Annotated in this window: 19 protein-coding genes and 2 tRNA genes; 16 read left to right on the forward strand and 5 right to left on the reverse strand. The window is 63.9% G+C overall.

Annotation, left to right across the window (positions count from 1 at the left end; all coding sequences use genetic code 11):
• On the reverse strand, positions 1-1764 hold a 1764-nt coding region (locus K8I61_19540), incomplete at its 3' end, for a cation:proton antiporter (GenBank protein MBZ0274240.1).
• Between the two features lie 144 nt (positions 1765-1908).
• Here K8I61_19540 and K8I61_19545 point away from each other — a divergent pair.
• Positions 1909-2481 carry a hypothetical protein gene (locus K8I61_19545; protein ID MBZ0274241.1) on the forward strand — a complete coding sequence of 191 codons (573 nt, stop codon included), beginning with the start codon at positions 1909-1911 and terminating at the stop codon, positions 2479-2481.
• The gene (locus K8I61_19550; GenBank protein MBZ0274242.1) at positions 2409-2816 is read left to right on the forward strand and encodes a prepilin-type N-terminal cleavage/methylation domain-containing protein; all 408 of its coding nucleotides are present in this window, start codon (positions 2409-2411) and stop codon (positions 2814-2816) included. The genes K8I61_19545 and K8I61_19550 overlap by 73 nt, the downstream gene beginning before the upstream one ends.
• A 116-nt stretch (positions 2817-2932) precedes the next feature.
• Here K8I61_19550 and K8I61_19555 read toward each other — a convergent pair whose 3' ends face one another.
• From K8I61_19555 to ccoS, 4 genes are all read right to left on the reverse strand, one after another.
• Positions 2933-5050: a chloride channel protein gene (locus K8I61_19555; protein MBZ0274243.1), complete on the reverse strand. Its 2118-nt coding sequence runs from the start codon at positions 5048-5050 to the stop codon at positions 2933-2935.
• A gap of 78 nt (positions 5051-5128) precedes the next feature.
• Positions 5129-5869, reverse strand: a complete 741-nt coding sequence (otsB, locus tag K8I61_19560; protein ID MBZ0274244.1) for a trehalose-phosphatase — start codon at positions 5867-5869, stop codon at positions 5129-5131.
• Positions 5866-8070, reverse strand: a complete 2205-nt coding sequence (locus tag K8I61_19565; protein MBZ0274245.1) for a trehalose-6-phosphate synthase — start codon at positions 8068-8070, stop codon at positions 5866-5868. The genes otsB and K8I61_19565 overlap by 4 nt, the downstream gene beginning before the upstream one ends.
• Before the next feature lie 40 nt (positions 8071-8110).
• A complete protein-coding gene (gene ccoS, locus K8I61_19570) occupies positions 8111-8263 on the reverse strand; it encodes a cbb3-type cytochrome oxidase assembly protein CcoS (protein MBZ0274246.1) in 153 nt (50 codons plus the stop codon).
• 385 nt (positions 8264-8648) lie between these two features.
• On the opposite strand from ccoS, the gene K8I61_19575 reads away from it, so the two are divergent.
• The 14 genes from K8I61_19575 to K8I61_19640 form a co-directional block, all read left to right on the forward strand.
• Positions 8649-8726, forward strand: a tRNA-Val gene (locus K8I61_19575).
• A gap of 321 nt (positions 8727-9047) precedes the next feature.
• A complete protein-coding gene (gene thrS, locus K8I61_19580; protein MBZ0274247.1) occupies positions 9048-10961 on the forward strand; it encodes a threonine--tRNA ligase in 1914 nt (637 codons plus the stop codon).
• Between the two features lie 12 nt (positions 10962-10973).
• Positions 10974-11486, forward strand: coding sequence for a translation initiation factor IF-3 (infC, locus tag K8I61_19585; protein ID MBZ0274248.1), 513 nt, complete (start codon positions 10974-10976; stop codon positions 11484-11486).
• A gap of 57 nt (positions 11487-11543) precedes the next feature.
• Complete coding sequence (gene rpmI, locus K8I61_19590) at positions 11544-11738, forward strand: 50S ribosomal protein L35 (protein MBZ0274249.1); 195 nt, start codon at positions 11544-11546, stop codon at positions 11736-11738.
• 45 nt (positions 11739-11783) lie between these two features.
• A complete protein-coding gene (gene rplT / locus K8I61_19595; GenBank protein ID MBZ0274250.1) occupies positions 11784-12155 on the forward strand; it encodes a 50S ribosomal protein L20 in 372 nt (123 codons plus the stop codon).
• Positions 12156-12190: 35 nt separating this feature from the next.
• The gene (gene pheS, locus K8I61_19600; protein MBZ0274251.1) at positions 12191-13228 is read left to right on the forward strand and encodes a phenylalanine--tRNA ligase subunit alpha; all 1038 of its coding nucleotides are present in this window, start codon (positions 12191-12193) and stop codon (positions 13226-13228) included.
• A 78-nt stretch (positions 13229-13306) separates the two neighbouring features.
• On the forward strand, positions 13307-15712 hold the full coding sequence (gene pheT / locus K8I61_19605) for a phenylalanine--tRNA ligase subunit beta (protein ID MBZ0274252.1): 2406 nt from the start codon (positions 13307-13309) through the stop codon (positions 15710-15712).
• Positions 15713-15892: 180 nt separating this feature from the next.
• Positions 15893-16213, forward strand: coding sequence for an integration host factor subunit alpha (locus K8I61_19610; GenBank protein ID MBZ0274253.1), 321 nt, complete (start codon positions 15893-15895; stop codon positions 16211-16213).
• A 15-nt stretch (positions 16214-16228) separates the two neighbouring features.
• Entirely contained in the window at positions 16229-16606 is a 378-nt protein-coding gene (locus K8I61_19615) for a MerR family transcriptional regulator (GenBank protein ID MBZ0274254.1), read from the forward strand.
• Between the two features lie 60 nt (positions 16607-16666).
• Positions 16667-16740: transfer RNA gene (locus K8I61_19620), tRNA-Pro, on the forward strand.
• Positions 16741-16813: 73 nt separating this feature from the next.
• Entirely contained in the window at positions 16814-17569 is a 756-nt protein-coding gene (gene surE, locus K8I61_19625) for a 5'/3'-nucleotidase SurE (GenBank protein MBZ0274255.1), read from the forward strand.
• On the forward strand, positions 17566-18234 hold the full coding sequence (locus K8I61_19630; GenBank protein MBZ0274256.1) for a protein-L-isoaspartate(D-aspartate) O-methyltransferase: 669 nt from the start codon (positions 17566-17568) through the stop codon (positions 18232-18234). Before surE ends, K8I61_19630 begins: the two co-directional genes overlap by 4 nt.
• Before the next feature lie 77 nt (positions 18235-18311).
• Positions 18312-18887 (forward strand): DedA family protein, encoded by a 576-nt coding sequence (locus tag K8I61_19635; protein ID MBZ0274257.1) that lies wholly within the window; start codon positions 18312-18314, stop codon positions 18885-18887.
• On the forward strand, positions 18877-19151 hold a 275-nt coding region (locus K8I61_19640), incomplete at its 3' end, for a LysM peptidoglycan-binding domain-containing protein (GenBank protein MBZ0274258.1). The genes K8I61_19635 and K8I61_19640, both read left to right, overlap by 11 nt.

Here is a 19151-nt window from a genome sequence, read left to right on the forward strand (position 1 = left end):
CGATTTCGGGACGAGTGCGGCGTCCGGGGTAAAGATCTGGGCGTGTTCGTCGTTGTCGACGACGAACATGGGGATCATGCTTTTACCGGCGCGCGACTGCAATCGCGCCCAGTCGAACTCCCTGGTCAGTTTCACGCGGCGCACCTCGCCGCCTTCGTTCATCCGCTTCGTGATCGAATCGTAGTTGGCGCCCGGGCCGAAAAGCAGACGGCGATGCAATCCCGTTTGCGCGGATTTGCCCGACTCGGTTTCCTTGACCGCGGAAGCGAGTTGAAAGACCGACGCGCGCCCGAACGTGCGTTCGAACCCGATCGCCGCCAGCGTGTTGACCTCGTCGTTCGGCGTCATCGCGATCAGGCGGCCGATGCCGTGCAGGCCGATCTCGTCGGCGATCGTCGGCGAAAGAATGTTGCCGTGGTACGCGACCAGGTGTTCGCCCCGCGCTCGCTGGACGTTTTGCAGGTTGGTGTCGACGAGAACGACGTAGATTCCCTCGGCTTGCAGCGCCTTGGCGATGGCGCGCGCCGGCCGGTGCGCTCCCGCGATGAGGATGCCCTGCGGATCGGGATTGGAGATGGAAAGCGCGCGCGCGATGATCGGCGTGAACAGTCCGTAAATCAGGACGGTCCCGACGATGATGGTGAATGTCAGCGGCATGAGGCGCTCGGCGTCCGGATAACCGATCGCGGCGAGCTTGAAACCGAAGATCGCGGACACCGACGCCGCGACGATGCCGCGGGGGGCGAAAGCCGCCAGAAACAGCTTTTCCGGCGCGCCGAATCCCGAGCGAAACGTCGACACCCAGACGGCCACGGGACGCACGACGACAATGAGGAAAGCGAGAAACGCAACGGCGCCGAAATCGACGACGGAAAGGTCGCTCGCCTTGAATCGCGCGCCCAATACAATGAACAAGACGGCAATCAGAAGAACGCGCAGCGTTTCCTTGAATTCGATGATGTGCTGAATCGCGATGGCCTTCTGGTTCGCGAGGATGATGCCCATGAGCGTGACCGCGAGGAATCCCGAGTCAGTCTGCACGTGATTGGCGCCCGCGAACGCGAGAATGACAAGTGTCAACGTCGCGGGGATGTGCAGCGAGTCGGGCACCGCGTAACGCCGCATCGGCAGGATCAGCCCGACGGCGCCGAGCACGCCGAACATGCCGCCGAAGACGAGCGTCTTCAGAAGGCCGAGGATCGCGAGCGTCGGCGCTGTCTTGATGCCCCCGGCCACGATGGTCTCGAACACGAGAACGGCGAGCGTCGCGCCGATCGGGTCGATGACGATGCCTTCCCACTTGAGCACAGCGGCCACATGCGCGCGCGGGCGCAATGTCGCCAACATGGGGATGACGACCGTGGGGCCGGTGACGACCAGGATCGCGCCAAACAGCACGGAAAGAGACGGGTTCATGTCGAGCAGCACGTAGGCGCCGCCCGCCGCGAGCACCCACGTGACGAACGCGCCCCAGGTCAGAAGGCGGCCGATGGCGGTCCCGACCGCGCGGATTTCGGTGAATTTGAGGTTGAGGCCGCCCTCGAAAAGGATGATCGCGACCGAAAGCGATACGATGGGAAAAATGCGGTCGCCGATCAGGCGATCCGGGTCGAGAAGCCCGGTCACGGGGCCCGCGATAAACGCCACGACAAGCAGCACCAGAATCGACGGCACGCCCACGCGCCAGGCGATCCACTGGGAAAGCACACCCAGAAAAAGGACGGCCGCGAGGCTGACGACGAACATTTCCGGTGTCGCTGGCATTCAGACGGCTTTCGAAATCAACGAATTATCGGATTTCACGAAAGGAATGTTCGTGCGTCAGGCGGTATGCGGTCAAGAGAAAATCTCCTCGGCGCGCGCGTTTTTTTGTTTACTTTTTCAGGGTTCAGGACGAAGAAAAGGAGAATGGTCAGTTTTGAGGGAAACGGGCCGGACGCGGCCGGGCGCCAAGCCTTGCCCTCGCGGCGATTGAAATCCTCGTTCGACAAGCTCCACGCTCTCGAAGAGGAAATGGTCCGCCGCGACCTCGATGCTGTTCGCCGGCGTGGCCGGCAGCGCCGTTGGGGGGGACTGGCCTTGTCCGTCGTCGCGGCCGCCGCGGCTTTCACGCTTTACGCCCGCATTGGCGGGGGACGTTTCGGCGCCGGCGACGACGTCCCCGTGCGGGTCGCGCTGCACAGCGCGCATCTCCGAACGGACGGCCGATTGCGCGTGTTCCTCGAGGTCGAGGAATTCGGCTCCCCTCCGGGCCGACGGACTTTCGAAAACGTCGAAGGCCAGGTCCATCGTAAGGACGACGATACGATCTATCGCGCGGCCGTCATCCCGGTTTATCTCGGACCGGGGCGCGTGCGGCTACTCGTTCAGATTCCCGATTTTCCGGCCGGGCCGGAGGAGGACTTGTTATGGATCGACATCGTGGGACGATCCGGGAAAAGCAACCGGGTGATTGTGCGCCGGCTCGATCCGGAGCCCTGATCGCGCGCGGATTCAGCCTCATCGAAATCATCGTCACCGTCGGCATTGTTTCGATCCTTGTTCTTCTGGCTTTTCCGCGTCTTCAACGGTATCGCATGTCGGCGTTCGATTCGAATGCAGAAGCCTTTGCGAAAGGCGTTGCGATCGCGCAGGGCACGTACAAGGCCTCGCACGACAAATACGCGACGAGCATGGACGAGCTTGTCAAAGTCGACCGCAACCTGCTCGACACGCCGAACGTCACGTTCGAGTGGATCGAAATCAGCGAAAGCGCGTACACGCTCAACGCCCGTCACAAGGCCGGAAGCCGCTGGTACACGGCTCACGACGATTGACGGCGTTGCGGCACTCTTGGGCCGCGTGATCGCGTTCGTCGCCTTTTCCCGTGCCGCGCCGCGCTCCCGTTCGCGTTCCTCGTCGTCGCCGACATTCGACGACGATGTGCTGACGCCTACAACTTCCCCACCAGGTCCTGTTGCATCTTTCGGAACTGCTCCGGCCGGCCGACGCAGATCAGCACGTCGTTTTCGGCCAACGGCGCGTCGGCGTGGGGCAGGGAGCGATGCGACCGCCCGTCATCGCCCGGATGACGCACCGCGACGCAGTTGATGCCGTATTGCGCGCGCAAATTCAGATCGCGCAGCGTGGTTCCGACAAGTTCGCCGCGGATCGCGATCTCGCGCATGTCGAGCCCCGGTTCGAGCGCGAGCTGCGTCGAGGCGTCGTCGGCGAACGCCGCGCGGATATGGCGATGGCCGAGCAACGATTGCCGCACCACTTCCTTGTGATACGCGGCGATGACATCCGCGCGCGAAAGCGTGCCCACCAGACGATTGTTGTGATCGACGATCGGCAATTCGTCGAGTTCGTGGCCGGCCATCGTCTCCAGGCAATCGGCAAGCGTGTCATCGGGCGCGTGGCGCGGCGGATCGCGGCTCATGACGTCGTCCGCGATGATGAGCGTCCCCAGGCCCTGTTCCTGAAGGATGTCCTTGATCGTGTAGAGATTCATCGTTCCCGTCAGAGATCCGTCCTCGTCGGTGACGTAAACGTGGCTTCGCGAGCCGCCGAGCATGATTTCCACCAGGCGCCGAAATGGTGTCGCGCGCGGCACCGTCGGGATGTCGCGGCTCATCACCGAGCGCGCCTCGAGCGAACGAAGGATGCTTTCCTCGCGCCCGCCGGTCAGCATGATGCCCTTGCGCGAAAGCTTGAGCGTGTAAATCGAATCGCGGGAAAGGATGCGCGCGACAACCGTCGACACCGCGCAGGTGAGCATGAGCGGAAGGATGATCGCGTAGCCGTCGGTCATCTCGAACACGATGAGAAGGGCGGTCAGGGGCGCGTGCGTCGTCGCGGAAACGACCGCGGCCATGCCGACGACGGCGTACGCCGCGGGCTCGAGGTCAAACGAGAAAAAGCCCTGAGCGAGAAAGCCGAACGCGCCGCCAAGTGCGCTGCCGATGACGAGGCTCGGAGCGAACACGCCGCCGGAGTTTCCGGCGCCCACCGAAACGCACGTCGCCAGCACCTTCGCGGCGACGAGAACGGCAAGGAATCCCAAGGCATATTCACCGAGGAAGATCGCGTCGATCACCTCGTAACCGACGCCGAACACCTGCGGAAATCCGTGACCGATGAATGCGACGCCGACGGCGCCGATGGCCGGGCGCAGCGGTTCGGGGATCTTTTTCAGCGCGTCGAACGTGTCCTCGAAAACGTAGAGCAGGCGCGAAAACCCGACCGCGACAAACCCGGCGGTAAGGCCCAGGAGGACGTAGGCGGGGATCTCGAGCGGCGACGCGAGAACGAAGTCGCGCTGGATCGTGAATGCCGGATTGTCGCCGAGCACCGCGCGGCTGACGATCGTCGCGACGACGCTCGACACCGCGAGCGCGGCCATGGATCCCACCGCGAAATCGACGAGTACGATCTCCATCGCGAAGAACATACCCGCGATCGGCGCGTTGAACGTCGCCGCGATGCCCGCGGCGGCGCCGCACGCGACAAGAAGCCGGGTCTGTTCCGGTCCGCGTTTCTGGAACTGGCCGAGACCGCTTCCAATCGCCGCGCCGATCTGCGCGATCGGACCCTCGCTTCCGAGACTCTGTCCCGAGCCGATGGAAATGGCGCTGGCGATCGTCTTGACGGCCGCGACTCGCTTGCGGATGGCGCCGCCCTTGCGCGCCACCGCCTCCATCACGTCAGGGACGCCGTGGCCTTTGGCCTCGCGCGCAAACCGGTAGACGATCGATCCGGACAGCAGCGAGCCGATGACGAGCACGGCGATTTTCAGCGCGAGCGGAAACTCTCCAATGTTGTGCAGAATCTCATGATTCGCCAGGTGGTGCGACGTCGCGCCGCCGGCCACCAGGAGCACGAAATGCTCGATCGCCTTGATCAGCTTGCGGAAAATCACCGCTCCGCCGCCGCCGGCAAGGCCGATGACGATGGCGGCAAACATCAGCCCGCCCTGGTACGAAAGGCGCACGCGGTCGAGGATCGGGCGCAGGAACGCGAGGCGGGGATGGCGCGTCAGGCGATGGAGTCGGCTTGGAAAGTTCGGCATGCGGCGGCCGTGGGCGGGGGCAAAACTAGGAGCGGCGCGATGCGCTGTCAATCGCGCCCGGTATGGGGCGCGCGTTCCCTATTCCCGCAAGCGCACGAGCTTGGCGAGCAGCCGGTCGACCTCGTCCTGATCGCGGATGAAAAACGGCGCTCGCGAGTCGGGGTCCGCCCCGACGCGCACCGAAACGATGTCCTCGTCGGGCAGCGCGAAGATGCTTTCATCGGTCACGTCGTCGCCGAGGAAAAAAACGACCGACGCGCCGATCTCGTCGCGCACGCGGCGCAAGGCGTCGCCCTTGTGCGGCGCGTCGGGTGGCGTCAGGTTGACGACGCACTTTCCGCCCGTAATCAGGGCGCCCGCGATCTTCGACGCCGCCTCGCGGACGCGCCGCTCGGCTTCGGCCTGGTCCGATGCCGCGCGAAAGTGCAATGAGATGGAAAGTCCCTTGTTTTCGACGCTCACGCCCGGCACGCCGCCAAGCTCGAACGACAGGCGATCCGCCCACGCGCCGACAGTCTCGCCAATGCGGTCGAGCTTCGGGTCGCGATCGTCGGATTCGGCGCCGTGATTGCCGATGATGCGAACCAGGCGAACGCCCGCGAGACGCGGGAGGATGTCGGCGCGCGAACGGCCGGTGATGATCGCGCACGGCGCGATCTCCGAGAGCCGCCGCATCAGCTCGCGCGTGGAATCGCGCATCATGGCGTCGTCGCGATGCTCCACGATGGGCGCAAGCGTGCCGTCGAAATCGAACACGAACAGCGCGCGCGCGTCGGTCAGGCGATCGAGAACCTCGCGCTCGTCGAAAAGGAGCCTCACGCAGGCACCCCAAACGCGCTTTCCTCGAGCCGCTCGGCGAGACGTTCGCGGTGACGCACGCGTCCCGCGTCGACGAGCATCGCGCCCGCCCAGCGGTAGATATTGAAATGCGAAACGTACGCGCGCATCGAGCGCATGCGTTCGGCCTGCTCCTCGGGCGACATGTGCAACGCGGCGGACATCGCCGCCGCCGCCTCGTCCAGGTCGTAAGGATTCACGATCAGCGCCTCGGTCAGCTCGCGCGCCGCGCCGGTGAAGCAGGAGAGCATCAACACACCGGCCTCGTCGTCGCGGGCGGTGACGAATTCCTTGGCCACGAGGTTCATGCCGTCGTGCAGGCTGCTGACGTAGCAGACGTCCGCGGCCTTGAAATAGGTAAACACGCGCGGCGGCTCGTGGTGTTCCTCAAAATAAACGATCGGCCGAAACCCGTCACGCCCGAAGCGGGCGTTCACGCGTTCGACGATCACACGAACGCGGCCCGCCAGCTCCTGATAGGGGCCGATCGCCGTGCGGCTCGGCGCCGCGAGCTGCACGAACGTGAAGCGCCCGATGAATTCCGGAAATTGTTCGAACAGGCGTTCCACCGCGCCAAGGCGCTCCTCGATGCCCTTGGTGTAATCCAGGCGATCCACGCCGACGCCGAGCATCATGTTTTCGGGCAGCCCCAACTCCTCGAATACCTGCTTGCGGCATTGAGGAGGCGCGGGCGTTCGTTCGGCCCAGTGATTCGGCATATCCACGGAGATGGGGTACGAACGCACGAGCGACACCTGGTCCTTGAAGACGACCGCGCGCTGATCGCGGTCGATGCGCGCTTCCAGATACGCATCCACGGCGTCGAAGAAATTGTTGCAATGCGACGGCGTGTGGAAGCCCATGATGCTGCTGCCGAGCAGTCCCTCGATGATATCCTTGCGCCACGGGCAGACGCCGAAGCGCTCCGAGTTCGGCCAGGGGATGTGCCAGAAGGTGATGATCGTCGCGGCCGGCAGGCGCTCGCGCACGAGGCGCGGCAGGAGCGCGAAGTGATAGTCCTGCACCATCACGACCGGATCGGGCACGCGCGCCTCCGAGACGATCGCGTCGGCGAACAGGCGGTTGACGTGCTGATAATAGCGCCAGTCCTCGCCACGAAACTGCGGCCGCGTGTGCGCGAGGTGGCATAGCGGCCACAGCGCCTCATTCGCGAAGCCGTAATAGTAGCCTTGCTCCTCTTCTTTGGAGAGCCATACGCGGCGCAGCGCGTAGGACTCTTCACCGGGCGGTACCATCACACGGTCGTGCTCGTCGACCACCTCGCGGTCGGCGCTGCCGCTGCCATGCCCGATCCACACGCCGGAGCACGCGCGCATGATCGGCTCGAGCGCCGTCACAAGCCCACTCGCGGGATGCAGCACCTCGATTTCGCCGTTCTCGCGCCGTGCGTGGATATAGGGCTCGCGGTTTGCCGCGACAAGGATGCGTTCGCCGTGCAGATCCTGCATCAGAAGGCGGCGCAGCCGGCCGGGGTTCCAGGTGATCGCGTCCGATCCCTGCTCCTCGACGGCGAGCTCGGAAATCAGCCGTCGCACATCGCGCAAAAGCGGAACGAAGCGCGGCTCCTGGGGTGCCTCGCCGCGAACGGAGTCGAGCATCTTCTGCGTCCACATCCGCCACGACATGCGCGTGATGATCGCCGTCGCCGCCGCCGCAACCGTCGCGAAAAACGCGAACGCGACCAGCGCAAAAAGGACGACGCTCCCGGTCCGGCGGTGGGCCGACTCCATGTCGCGCACGATAACGGCCAGGTCGCGCGAACCGCGCCCGATCGGAATCGCTGTTACGAGCACGCTCCTGCCGGCAAGCGCGGCCGGCTCGTGCGAATACGCCTTCACCGCGTCAAAACGCGCGGCGATCGGCGCGCAGGCGACAAGCGAACGATCCGTCGCGGCCATCAGCGTGCCGTCCCGCGCGCAAAGCCCCACCGCGAGGACGCCGGGTTCACCGGCGATGCGGTCGAGTACGCCGGCCTTCGCGCCGTCGCCCAGCGCCGCGGCAGCCAGATCGGCCTCGTTGCCGAGTACGAGGCCGGACGAAAGGGTGGACGCGTCGTCAACAAACCACCCCTGAAGCACGCGGTACACGCCGAAGGTCATGATGAGCGAAATGACGGTCAGGGGCGCGAAAGCGAGCAAAATCGGACGGACGTACGGTTTCATGGGCAGTCGGTCCGCTCGGTCGCCGATGTCGGGGAGGGCGTCAGCGCCGGGCGGGAGGATCCTCGTGCAGCACGCGGATGGCCGGCGTTTTCAGATCGTCAAACTGCCCGCGGCGCGCAAAATGCACGAACGCGATCAGGAATCCCGCCGCGAAGACGGCGCCGACCGGTAGCAGAACGTAAAGCACGGACATGAATATTTTTCCCCACAAGTCGCGGCCGAACGATAGCCGAAACCGCGGAAATTCGCCACCCGCGCCTGGCGCGGTGCGTCAGGAAACGGCCTCGGCGGACCGCGTCTGACTGTCCACAGCGGCGGGCGCTCGCGGATGGAGAGCTTTTGAATCGCGATCGAAATGGCTATCCCCGTCAAAATGCCCGCGCGGTTCGCGTTGTTGTCTCCGCCACGGACACATCGAAATGAGGGTGCGGTAACACTTGCGAACCGAATTTTCCGCGATCGGTGATCGTCTTTTTTCACAATGCCGGGGATGCCGACTCGCTTGACGGCCCGCGGCCCGTTTGTTAATCATCCCCGGCTGTTTGCCCGGAAATGACCGGGCGGCAACGCAAAAGTGTAGGCTCGTAGCTCAGTTTGGTTAGAGCGCTACCTTGACACGGTAGAGGTCGGCGGTTCGAGTCCGCCCGAGCCTACCACCTTCAGGAATGGCGGGCTCCCAAGCCCGTCCGAAGACGCGCGCGACCGGCCCCGCCTAACGGAACCGGCCGCCGCCGGGAAAAGTCCCCGGCAAAAACGCGCGTCCCTCGCACCCGCATCGCGGGATTTCTGTCGGTCGGGCGTTGAAGTGTCGGCACGGTGCGTCGCCGTGCGTTATAATGATGGTTTCGCGAAGGCGCGCGCCGGGCCGCAAAAGGCGAGCGCCTTGGGAAAAATCGGTTCCGTTTTGACGCCGCGCCGGGCCTTTGGGTTCGGGGTGACGTGGAGTATCGCGCGCGGTTTTGCGCGCGGGAGACGTGATGTCCGAGATGTCGATCACCATGGCCGGCGAGAGCAAATCGTTCGGCGAGGGAACGACCCTTTCCGGGCTGATGGACAAGGCCGTGTGGTCCGCCCACCCGAAGGCCGTCGCGGCGCGCGTGGACGGCGATCTTGTCGATTTCCACACGCCGCTTTCGCACGGCGGTACGGTGGAGTTCATCGAGGCCGATCAGCCCGAGGCTCTGCCGATCATCCGTCACTCGACGAGCCATGTCATGGCCGAGGCGGTGCAGACGCTATTTCCCGGCACGAAGGTGACGATCGGGCCCGCGATCGAAAACGGCTTCTATTACGATTTTGATTCGGAGCACGCGTTTTCGCCCGAGGACCTCGCGGCGATTGAAAAGCAGATGAAAAAAATCGTCGAACGCAAGGACCGCTTCGAGCGCTCGGAGATGGCGGCGGACGAGGCGATCGCGCTGTTCGAAAAAATGGGCGAGGGATACAAGGCCGAGATCATCCGCGACCTCGGCGTCGATAAGGTGAGCATCTATCGGCAGGGCGAATGGTTCGATCTTTGCCGCGGACCTCACGTGCCGACGACGCGAGCGATCAAGGCCTTCAAGCTGCTTTCCGTCGCGGGCGCGTACTGGCGCGGCGACGAAAAGAACAAGATGCTGCAACGCATTTACGGTACCGCGTTCGCCACGAAGGAAGAGCTCGACGAATATTTGCGTTTGCTCGAAGAGGCGAAGCGCCGCGATCATCGCATCCTCGGCAAGAAGCTCGACCTGTTCTCGTTCAGCGACGACGTCGGCGCCGGGCTTGCCATCTTTCATCCCAAGGGCATGCGCCTTCGCATCGCGCTCGAGGACTGGGCACGGCAGGAGCACTACCGGCGCGGCTACGAGATCGTGTCCGGACCCACGCTCCTGAAAAGCGACATGTGGGTGCGTTCGGGGCACTACGATCATTACAAGCCGAATATGTATTTCACGCGGATCGACGAGCAGGAATACGGCGTCAAGCCGATGAACTGCCTGTCGCACATGCTCATCTACAAATCGAAGCTGCGCTCTTTCCGTGACCTGCCGCAGCGCTATTTCGAACTCGGCCTTGTGCACCGGCACGAGAAATCGGGCGTGCTGGCCGGGCTTTTCCGCGTGCGGGCGTTCACGCAGGACGACGCGCACATTCTGTGCACGCCCGAACAGCTCAATGACGAGATCAAGAACGTCATCCGCTTCGTCCAGGATGCGATGACGATCTTCGGCTTCGACTACTCGCTGGAAATTTCGACAAAGCCGGAGGGCGCGCTCGGCTCGGACGAGATTTGGGAGGAGGCGATCGGCGCGCTGAAACGATCGCTCACGGAACTCGATCTTCCCTACACGATCAACGAGGGCGACGGCGCGTTTTACGGCCCGAAGATCGACGTGAAATTGAAGGATTGCCTGGGGCGCGCGTGGCAGTGCGCGACGGTGCAGTGCGACTTCAATCTGCCGGAGCGATTCGATTGCACGTACATCGGCTCGGACAACCATCCGCATCGCCCGGTGATGATCCACCGCGTGATCTTCGGCTCGGTCGAGCGTTTCATCGGCGTGCTGACGGAGCACTTCGAGGGAGCGTTCCCGGCGTGGATCGCGCCGGTGCAGGCGGCCGTGCTGACGGTTTCGGAAAAAAGCGAGGAATATGCGCGGACGGTCGTCGAGAGGCTGGCCGCCGCGGGAATTCGGGTGGAAGACGATTTCCGCAATGAAAAAATCGGTTACAAAATCCGCGAGTGGCAACAGCAGAAAGTGCCGTACATGCTCGTGATCGGCGAGAAAGAAGCCGAGACGGACACCGTCGCGCCGCGCCACCGGGGCGGGGAAAATATCGAAGCCATCACGGTCGATTCGTTCATCGAGCGCCTGAAGCGCGAGATCGACGAAAAGGCCATTCATTAAGGGGGATAGGTTATTTCCAAACGACTTCGCGTGAATGACAAGATCGTCGCGCACACCGTCCGCGCGATCGGCGGCGACGGCGAACAGCTCGGCATCGTACCCCTGACGCACGCGATCCAGATCGCGAGCGAGCAGGGGCTTGACCTCGTGGAGGTCGCGCCCGATGCCGTGCCGCCCGTGTGCCGCATCATGGATTACGGCCGCTACAAGTTTCAGCAGGAAAAGCGGCAGTCCGAGGGCAAGAAGCACCAGGCGACGGTGACCCTGAAGGAGATCAAGCTGCGCCCGAAAACCGGTGAACACGATTTTCAGGTGAAGCTGAAGCGAATCAACGAATTCCTCGAGAAGGGATTCAAGGTGAAGGTCACGATCATGTTCCGCGGGCGCGAAATCGTCCACACGGAGCTTGGCCTGAAACATCTGGACCGCATCGCCGCGATTGTCGCCGACCACTCGGTGATGGACGCGGCGCCCAAGATGGAAGGCCGGACCATGTCGATGATCGTATCGCCCAAGAAGCACTAGATAAGGACCACGAAAACGATCGCGGGCGAAAAACACCTCGCGAATCGGGAGGACGATATGCCGAAAATGAAAACGAAGCGCGCCGCGCGTAAACGCTTCAAGCTGACGGGCACCGGCAAGGTGACCCACAAGAAATCGAACGCGCGACACATTCTGACCAAGAAGGCACCGAACCGGAAGCGCAACAATCGCGGAACGCGCGTCCTCGACAAGGCGGATACGCGGCGCATCAAGGAACTTCTCGACACGTAAACCGGATCCCCACGGGATCTCTTCATCAGGAAAAGGAGGCGAGCGATGCCTCGCGTCAGACGCGGCACCAAGACACGTGCCCGGCACAAGAAGGTTCTCAAGGCGGCCAAGGGCTACCGCGAATCGCGGGGAAATACCTACGCGTCCGCGAAAAACACCGTTCGTCGGGCGATGCGGTTTCAGTATCGCGACCGGCGAAACAAGAAACGCGATTTCCGCCGCCTGTGGATCGTCCGCATCAGCGCGGCGGCCAAGGCCAACGGCATTTCGTACTCGCGCCTCATCCACGGATTGAAGGAAGCGGGGCTCGAGCTCGATCGCAAGATCCTCGCCGAGATCGCCGTCAACGACAAAGAGGCGTTCACGCGTATCGTCGAAACGGTGCGACAGATCCCCGAGGGCGAACCGCGTCCGTAAGGGAGCGGATCGGCCCCCGATGACGCAGGCGGCTCATGGCCGATAGCATCACGCGGATCGTCGACGCCGCGCTGGCCCAGCTGGAGAGCACGGGCGACGCCGCCGCGCTCGATGCGTGGCGCGTGCGCTACCTTGGCAAAAAAGGCGAGGTCGCCGGGCTGATGCGCACGCTTTCCGCGCTGCCCGCCGAGGAGCGCCCCGCCGCGGGCGCGCGCGTCAACGAGGCGAAGACGCGGCTCGCCCAGGCATTCGAGCAGCGCGTCGCAGCGATTGAGATGGCTGCCGCCGCGTCGCGCGTCGCCGCCGAAGCGGTCGATGTCACGCTGCCCGGGCGGTTGCGCCCGCGCGGGCATCTTTCGCCGCTGACGCTCGTGCGACGCGAGGTGATCGACATCTTTCGCGGCATGGGATTTTCGGTGGAGGAAGGACCGGAGGCGGAGACGGAGTATTACAACTTCGACGCGCTGAACTTTCCGCCCGATCATCCTTCGCGTGACATGCAGGACACGCTCTACGTTTCAAAGGACTTCCTTTTGCGCACGCACACGAGCCCCGTGCAGATCCGCACGATGGAGCGCGTGAAGCCGCCCTTGCGCATGATTTGCCCGGGCTGGGTGTATCGTTCCGACGCGCTCGACGCGTCGCACTCGCCGATGTTCTCGCAGGTCGAAGGGCTTATCGTCGATCGGCACATCACGCTTGGCGATCTGTTCGGCGTGCTCGACGAATTCGCGCGACGCTTTTTCGGTCCGGAAACGAAAACGCGTTTTCGCCCAAGCTTTTTCCCGTTCACGGAGCCGAGCGCGGAGGTCGATATCTCCTGCCTCATCTGCGGGGGCGCCGGCGAGATCGCCGGTTCAACCTGCCGCGTGTGCAAGGGCGCAGGCTGGAAGGAAATTCTTGGATCGGGAATGGTCGATCCAAACGTGTTTGAGGCGGTCGGTTACGATCCGGAGGAATACACGGGGTTCGCGTTCGGCATGGGCATCGAGCGCCTGGCGATGTTCAAGTTCGGCGTGAACGAGATCCGCCATTTCTTCGAAGGCGACATGCGTTTCGTGACGCAGTTCTGAATCCGCTCCCGGCTCCGCACCTGGCGGAGGCGGGACGCCTTCGCGGCGCGCGTCGCCGCGCTTTCCGATGGGCTTCTCATGAAAATCGGCATTCGGTGGTTGCAGGATTTCGTGGCCGTGGAAAACGCGGCGCAGGCCGTCGACGTGTTGAACCGCGTCGGCCTGGAGGTTGAGGGTGTCACCTCGATCGCGGCGGGCGTGCGCGGCGTGGTCGCCGCGCGCATCGTTTCCGTCGAGCCGCATCCCGGCGCCGATCAACTGAAGGTTTGCGTCGTTGATGACGGAACCAAGAAGCGCACCGTCGTTTGCGGCGCGCCGAATGCCGCCGCCGGGCGGATCGTGCCGTATGCCGCGCCGGGCGCGCGCCTGCCGGAGCTTGCCGTCGAAACGCGCGCGGTGCGCGGTGTCGAGTCCGCCGGCATGCTGCTTTCCAAAAAGGAGCTTGGCGTCTCGCACGATCACGCCGGGCTGTGGATTCTGCCGAATGATCTTGCTCCCGGCGCCGAGCTCGACGAGTCGGCGATCGGCGACGACATCATCGAGATCTCCGTCACGGCGAATCGCCCCGATTGCCTGTCGGTGCTCGGCGTCGCGCGAGAGATCGCCGCCGCCCTCGGCGTTGCGCTGTCGCGTCCTCCGGTCGAAATCGCGCCGGAATTCCGGGCGTCGAACGCGCATCGCGGCATCAAGATCGATTGCCCCGAAAGATGCGCGCGGTACGCGGGCCTCGTCGTTTCCGGATTGCGCATCGCGCCGTCTCCCCTGGCGGCGCAGCTTCGCCTGGAGAGCGCGGGCGTGCGTTCGATCAGCAACATCGTGGACGTGACGAACTACGTGATGCTCGAACTTGGTCAGCCCCTGCACGCGTTCGATGAACGCCTTCTGACCGCGCGCGAAATCGTCGTTCGCGTCGCGAGGCCGGGCGAAACGATTCGCACGCTCGACGGCAAGGAACGCGCGCTCGTCGCGGAAGATCTTCTCATTTGCGATGGCGACAAGCCGGTGGCGCTGGCCGGCGTGATGGGCGGCGAGGACACGGAAATCGGCGACGACTCGACGGCCGTGTTTATCGAGTCCGCGCGCTTTGACCCAGTCGGGGTGCGGCGGACATCCAAACGCCTCGGCCTCGCGAGCGAGTCGAGTTACCGCTTCGAGCGCGGCGTCGATCCGGAGAGCGTACCGGTCGCGCTGGCGCGCGCGGGCGCGCTCATGGCGGCGTGGGGTGGCGGGCGCGCGGAGGACGTGGCGCTTGACGCGTGGCCCGGCAAGCGCGATCGCGCCGTGGTCGGCATTCGCCCCAGCCGGGCGACGCACGTCATCGGCGTCGAAATCGATGCGCGGGAAATCGTCGATCTTTTGCGTCCGCTGGAGCTTGCCGCGGACTTTACGAGTGCGGACGAGGTGCGCGTCTCGATTCCCGGATTTCGCGCCGATCTGACGCGCGAAATCGATCTCATCGAGGAGGTCGCGCGTCGCGTCGGGTTCGACAACGTCCCGCGCACACTACCGGCGACGCACACCGGCGCGGCGACGCTCACGCGCACGGATATCATCATCGACGCCGCCCGAGATGCGATGGTGGGGCAGGGATTTTCCGAGGCGATTTCCCTTTCGATGATGAACCCCGCGCAACTGGCGCCGTTCGTGCCGGGGCACGGCGACCAAACGGCGCCGGCGCTCGTGCGCCTGCGCAATCCGATCTCGCTCGAGATGTCGGCGATGCGCCCCATGCTTGCGCCAAGCCTTGTCGCCGCGGCGGCGCACAACCTCGCTCGGCAGATTTCCGACGTCGCGCTGTTTGAAGTACGCACGGTTTTCAAATGGGCCGGCGAGAACGAACGGCCGCGCGAACCGCTGCACGCGGCGGGTTTGCTGTGCGGCCGCCGCCGGCCGCAAAAATATCCGGGACCCGTCGAGGATGTGGATTTCTTCGACATCAAGGGCGCGTGCGAAACGCTGCTCGAATCGCTTGGCGTCGCAGGCGTCTCGTACGACGCGGCCGGCGCGCCAGGATGGTTGCAAACCGGACAGGCGGCGATGATTCGCGATGGCGCGGGCAAAAGGATCGGTGTGCTTGGACGACTTGCCGAAAACGCGCTTGCACCGTTTGACATCGCGGCCGCGCTCTACGTTTTCGAAATCGACCTTTCCGCGATTGACCCCTCGCTGCTTCCCGCGACACGTTTTGCCGTTTGGTCGCGCTATCCGGCGACAACGCGCGACGTCGCCGTCGTGGTTGACGCCGCCATGCCCGTGGGTCCGATGATGGAGGCGCTGCGAACGGCCGCACCGGATGTCACCGCCAGCGTGGAATTGTTTGACGTGTATGCCGGCGCGGGGATCCCCGAAGGCAAGAAGTCGTTCGCGTTTTCCATCACCTACCAGAGCCTTGATGGCACGCTCACTGATGCCGAAGTTGCCGAGAAGTTCGAAGCGGGCATCGCGACGCTTGCGGAGCGGTTCGGCGCGAAGTTAAGAAGCTAGTTTAAGTTTGTCCGACAAGTTGCCGAAACCATTGTGGAAATCAACAAGGGATGAGAACGCCATTCATTAAGAAATTCCTTGAGGTAATGTCTTTTAACGCCTTGGTTTCGTTCAGGGAAATTTTCGATTGCCACGGGAAAACAGCTCTGCTACGATGAAGTGGTAGGGGAGGATATGGGCATGACGAAGGCGGATCTCGTCAACAACATTTACGAGCGCGTGGGCTTCTCCAAGAAAGAGTCGGCGAAGATCGTCGAAATGGTTTTCGATCTCATCAAGGAAACCCTGGAACGCGGTGAGAAAATCAAGATCTCCGGCTTCGGCAACTTCGTCGTTCGCGAAAAGCGTGCGCGCATCGGGCGCAATCCGCAGACGAACAAGGAGATCACGATTTCCGCGCGGCGAGTCTTGACGTTCAAGCCGAGCCAGGTGCTTCGCTCGGCGCTCAAGGATGTGGACGTGACGCCCGAGTCGAATCCGACGTCGGGCGGAATCGAATAACGGAAGGGAGCCCGCGTGGGCGAAGCGGTCAAAATTCCCGAGAAGCTCTACTTCAAGATCGGCGAGGTCAGCGATCTCACCGGCGTGAAGCCTTATGTGCTTCGCTATTGGGAATCCGAATTCAATATCGTCCGGCCGAGCAAGACGCCGTCCAACCAGCGCCTTTACAAGAGGCGCGAGGTGGAATTGATCCTCGAGATCAAGCGCCTGCTTTACGAAGAGAAGTTCACCATCGCCGGCGCGAAAAAAGCGCTCGTCGAGCGGACAAAGCCGCGTGTCGCGCCGCGACCGGTCGCCGCCGCTCCGCGAAAACCCGAAGACGTTTATCGTCAGGCGCTCATCGAACTGCGGCGCCGGATCGTCGCGATCAAGGAATTGGTTGAAGATCGCTGAGCGCCTTTGCTATATTCCCCGCCCGCTTGCGGCGGACTCACGCGCGGCGAATCGATCGAACGGGGCGTAGCGCAGCCTGGTAGCGCACCTGAATGGGGTTCAGGGGGTCGGAGGTTCGAATCCTCTCGCCCCGATAATTCGATCGCCGCGGGCCGGGTTCGGCGCGATTTTTTTTCAGAAGACAAAGGCCCACCGCCGGATCGTGCCATGCTCATCCTCATCACCAACGACGACGGCATCCACGCACCCGGCCTGGCCGCCTTGCGGGCCGGGCTTTCGGATCTCGCGCGTGTCGTCGTCGTCGCGCCGGATCGCGAACGCAGCGCGACCTCGCACTCGCTGACGATCCATCAGCCCTTGCGGGTGCGGGAAATCGAAAAGGATTTCTATTCGGTGGACGGCACGCCGGCGGACTGCGTTCATCTGGCCGTCAACGTGGTGCTCCGCGATACGCGGCCTGATCTCGTCGTATCGGGCATCAACGACGGCGGCAATATCGGCGACGACGTTATTTATTCGGGCACTGTCGCGGGTGCGCGCGAGGCGGCGCTGCAGGGCATTCAGTCGTTCGCGATTTCCGTCGCGGCGAAGTCCGAGCATCACTTCGGTCTTGCCGCGCGATTCGCGCATCGCGTCGCGCGTTATCTGTACGCTTCGCCGCTGCCCGAACGCATTCTTCTCAACGTCAACATCCCCGATGTCCCGCCGGGTGTGGTGCCGGATTACCGGTTTGCGCGGCTGGGCACCCGCGTCTATTCGGGCGACATCCTCCAGCACGCCGATCCGCGCGGGCAGCATTATTACTGGATCGGCGGCCGCGAGATCGGTTACACGGAGGTCGAGAACTCCGACATGGAGGTGATGGCCAAGGGTTTCATCTCCGTAACGCCGCTTCAGCTCGACACGACGCACGATCGTCTCATGGCCGCGCTTCGCGACGGCCCGGGATTTCCCGAACCATGACAATCGCCGCCGGCGGCGACCGGATCGCAAAGCGGCGCAACGAGATGGTCATCCGCCAACTCGAGGCGCGCGGCGTTTGCGACGCGCGCGTGCTCGCGGCGATGGCGCGCGTGCCGCGGGAAACGTTCGTCGGTGACGCGCTTGCGTCACGCGCCTACGACGACGCGGCGCTGCCGATCGGCGAGCGCCAGACGATCAGCCAGCCCTACATCGTCGCGGTCATGGCCGAGGCGCTGCATCTGGCCGGCAAGGAAAAGGTGCTCGAAATCGGCGCGGGCTCGGGGTATCTCACCGCGATCCTCGCGCGCCTGGCCGACCGCGTGTTTTCGATCGAGCGCTCGCCGCGCCTGGGGCGCGACGCCGAACGCCGCCTCGTGGCGCTAGGGCACCACAATGTTCTTTTGCGCATCGGCGACGGCACGTGCGGCTGGCCGGAGCACGCGCCGTACGACGCGATCGTCTGCGCGGCGTACGCGGCCGCGGTGCCGGAACCGCTCGCGCAACAACTGGCTGTCGGCGGTCGCCTTGTGATTCCCATCGGCGACGAGAACGACCAGCAGCTCGTCTGCTTGCGGAAGCGCCGGGATGGCCTCATAAAAGAAATTCTCGGTCCTTGCCGTTTCGTGCCCCTGGTGGGGCGATACGGCGTTGGAGGTCGGCGGTGATCGATCTGGTTTACGCGATATTCGAGGCGCTGAAGAACATCATCCACGACTTCGGCTATCTCGGCATTATCATCGGCATGACGATCGAAAGCTCCGCGATCCCGTTTCCCTCGGAGATCGTCATTCCGCCGGCCGGCGCGCTCGCGCAGGAAGGCCGCATGTCCCTGACGCTCGTCATTCTGTGCGGCGGCGTCGGCTCCGTGATCGGGGCGATGATCAATTACGTCGCCGCGCTCTGGCTCGGCCGGCCGTTTTTCGAGCGCTACGGGAAGTATTTCCTCGTCACCGAGGAGAAGCTGAAAAAGGCGGACGATTTCTTCGAGCGTTACGGCGCCATCGCCACGCTCACCTGCCGATTCATCACGGTCATCCGACAGCTCGTTTCGATCCCCGCGGGGCTCGCGCGCATGAATCTGACGAAGTTCGTGCTCTACACCGCCATCGGCTCCACGCTGTGGAGCGCAGTGCTCGCGTTCTTCGGCTACTTCCTCGGTGCCGGCGAGGACGTGCTCAAGGAATACAAGGGATCGTTGACGGTGGCGATGGTCATCCTGGCGGTCGCCATTATCGGCAGCTACGTCGCGTATGTCGTCGTCCAGCGCCGCCGCACGGCGTCTGTTGCCGCGACGCATGGAGCGCCCGGTGAGCCCTGATCGGCCGCTCCGCCGATACGTGTTCCCGGCGCTGGCCGCGGCGCTTGTCCTTTTCGCGGCCGGGTGCGGATATTACGTCACCGTGCAGCGCGGCGACACGCTCTCGGAAATCGCCGAACGCTACGATGTGACGGTCAACGACCTGCTCGAGGCCAACCCCGGCATCGACAACCCGAACCGGATCCTCGAAGGCCAGAAGGTCCGCATTCCGCGCGACAAGTCGATCGCCGCACAAGAAAAACCGGCGCGCGAGCGAAACGTTCG

It is taken from the genome of bacterium (assembly GCA_019912885.1).
Lineage (GTDB): Bacteria > Lernaellota > Lernaellaia > JACKCT01 > JACKCT01 > JAIOHV01.

Coding starts and splice junctions, on each gene's coding strand:
- K8I61_19545 (MBZ0274241.1), top strand. CDS start 1,909: ATGGTCAGTTTTGAGGGAAACGGGCCGGACGCGGCCGGGCGCCAAGCC.
- K8I61_19550 (MBZ0274242.1), top strand. CDS start 2,409: ATGGATCGACATCGTGGGACGATCCGGGAAAAGCAACCGGGTGATTGT.
- K8I61_19555 (MBZ0274243.1), bottom strand. CDS start 5,050: ATGCCGAACTTTCCAAGCCGACTCCATCGCCTGACGCGCCATCCCCGC.
- K8I61_19565 (MBZ0274245.1), bottom strand. CDS start 8,070: ATGAAACCGTACGTCCGTCCGATTTTGCTCGCTTTCGCGCCCCTGACC.
- ccoS (MBZ0274246.1), bottom strand. CDS start 8,263: ATGTCCGTGCTTTACGTTCTGCTACCGGTCGGCGCCGTCTTCGCGGCG.
- thrS (MBZ0274247.1), top strand. CDS start 9,048: ATGTCCGAGATGTCGATCACCATGGCCGGCGAGAGCAAATCGTTCGGC.
- rpmI (MBZ0274249.1), top strand. CDS start 11,544: ATGCCGAAAATGAAAACGAAGCGCGCCGCGCGTAAACGCTTCAAGCTG.
- rplT (MBZ0274250.1), top strand. CDS start 11,784: ATGCCTCGCGTCAGACGCGGCACCAAGACACGTGCCCGGCACAAGAAG.
- pheS (MBZ0274251.1), top strand. CDS start 12,191: ATGGCCGATAGCATCACGCGGATCGTCGACGCCGCGCTGGCCCAGCTG.
- pheT (MBZ0274252.1), top strand. CDS start 13,307: ATGAAAATCGGCATTCGGTGGTTGCAGGATTTCGTGGCCGTGGAAAAC.
- K8I61_19610 (MBZ0274253.1), top strand. CDS start 15,893: ATGACGAAGGCGGATCTCGTCAACAACATTTACGAGCGCGTGGGCTTC.
- surE (MBZ0274255.1), top strand. CDS start 16,814: ATGCTCATCCTCATCACCAACGACGACGGCATCCACGCACCCGGCCTG.
- K8I61_19630 (MBZ0274256.1), top strand. CDS start 17,566: ATGACAATCGCCGCCGGCGGCGACCGGATCGCAAAGCGGCGCAACGAG.
- K8I61_19635 (MBZ0274257.1), top strand. CDS start 18,312: ATGACGATCGAAAGCTCCGCGATCCCGTTTCCCTCGGAGATCGTCATT.